General features: G+C 40.5%; 2 protein-coding genes. Both read left to right on the top strand.

The window, feature by feature from the left end; all coding sequences use genetic code 11:
* Positions 1-264: 264 nt before the first annotated feature.
* Positions 265-1,482, top strand: coding sequence for a macrolide efflux MFS transporter Mef(A) (gene mef(A) / locus B0H50_RS12910; protein WP_027625762.1), 1,218 nt, complete (start codon positions 265-267; stop codon positions 1,480-1,482).
* A gap of 154 nt (positions 1,483-1,636) precedes the next feature.
* Positions 1,637-2,106: DUF4372 domain-containing protein (locus B0H50_RS12915; RefSeq protein WP_146193778.1), on the top strand; the 470-nt coding region annotated here is incomplete at its 3' end.

The following is a 2,106-nucleotide window of genomic DNA, read 5'->3' on the forward strand; positions in this document are numbered from 1 at the left end:
GATGATACTGCGGCATCTCTGACCAAGTGTCTGGTCGATAATAGGTGAAAGCATGGAGTCAAATTGCTCCATGATTGAAAAAATTCCTCCAAAAGTTCAGATTTTATTTGTACCTTTGCCATGTCTTGTTACGATTTACGCTTGTTTTGATTTGCAATACTAAGATAAGTGAAAAATCTGACATGGCAAAATCCTGAGCAACTTTTTGTTGCTCAGGAACTTATAAATAAAGTTAAATCAAAGTATTGCGGAATTAAGGTATAAATGGAAAAATACAACAATTGGAAACTTAAGTTTTATACAATATGGGCAGGGCAGGCAGTATCATTAATCACTAGTGCCATCCTGCAAATGGCGATTATTTTTTACCTTACAGAAAAAACAGGATCTGCGATGGTCTTGTCTATGGCTTCACTTGTAGGTTTTTTACCCTATGCGGTCTTTGGACCAGCCATTGGTGTATTAGTGGATCGTCATGATAGGAAGAAGATAATGATTGGTGCTGATTTAATTATCGCAGCAGCTGGGGCCGTGCTAGCTATTGTTGCATTGTATATGGAGTTACCTATCTGGATGGTTATGGTAGTATTGTTCATCCGTAGCATTGGAACAGCTTTTCATACCCCGGCTCTCAATGCGGTTACTCCACTTTTAGTACCAGAAGAACAGCTTACGAAATGTGCAGGCTATAGTCAGTCTTTGCAGTCTATAAGCTATATTGTTAGTCCGGCGGTTGCAGCACTCTTATACTCCGTTTGGGAACTAAATGCTATTATTGCCATCGATGTATTGGGGGCTGTGATTGCATCTATTACGGTAGCAATTGTACGTATTCCTAAGCTAGGTGATCAAGTGCAAAGTTTGAAACCAAATTTCATAAGAGAAATGAAAGAAGGAATGGCTGTACTACGGCAAAATAAAGGATTATTTGCTTTATTACTCGTTGGAACATTATATATGTTTGTTTATATGCCCATAAATGCATTATATCCTTTAATCACTATGGAATATTTTAATGGTACACCGATGCATATTTCTATTACGGAGATTGCTTATGCCTCTGGTATGTTGATAGGGGGTCTATTATTAGGGTTATTTGGGAATTACCAAAAGCGAATCTTATTAATAACGGCATCAATTTTTATGATGGGGATAAGCTTAACCATTTCAGGATTACTTCCTCAAAGTGGATTTTTCATATTTGTAGTCTGCTGTGCAATAATGGGGCTTTCGGTTCCGTTTTACAGCGGTGTGCAAACAGCTCTTTTTCAGGAGAAAATTAAGCCTGAATATTTAGGACGTGTATTTTCTTTGACCGGAAGTATCATGTCACTTGCTATGCCAATTGGGTTAATTCTATCTGGGTTCTTTGCTGATAGAATCGGTGTAAATCATTGGTTTTTACTATCAGGTATTTTAATTATTTGCATTGCAATAGTTTGCCCAATGATAACTGAGATTAGAAAATTAGATGCAAAATAAAATAAAGGGCGTGTTCGTATGATAGATAATTATTAGTGTCCGGTAAAACTTTTTAATTCAACCTGAAATCTAACAAAAAAGGCGACTTCCGTTTCCGGGAGCCGCCGCTTTTGACTATAGTTTCTTTTGCACATAAAACAAATTCAAAAGCACTATGGAATGTAGAAATTTTACCGGACAGCCGATATACGCACAAATCACAAAATACCTCTCTAAAGGCGAAATTCTGAAGCAATCCCGCAGCGTTGGCGGGGAACGCTATGTCAAGAAGTTCGACGGGTTCCAGCACCTGCTCGTGCTGTTGTTCGCTGTATTCAAAAATTACAGGTCCCTGCGCGAAATCCTTACGGGAGTGAACACGGAAGCGAGGCACCTGTGGCACGCCGGGTTCACGGGATCGCTGAAGATGAGCACTTTCTCCGACGCGAACAACAGACGGCCCTGCAAGTTCTTCGAAGCCGTCTACAAGTCGCTCTACGAAAAGTTCGGCCGTTTTTTACCGGACAGTCGCGACTATGAATGGGCGCAAAAACTGTACGTGATGGACTCCACGACCATATCGCTGTTCTCGAATGTCCTGAAGGGAGCCGGACGAAACCCGAAAATCGGCAGGAAGAAGGGCGG

It is taken from the genome of Hallerella porci, assembly GCF_003148885.1.
GTDB classification, from domain to species: domain Bacteria; phylum Fibrobacterota; class Fibrobacteria; order Fibrobacterales; family Fibrobacteraceae; genus Hallerella; species Hallerella porci.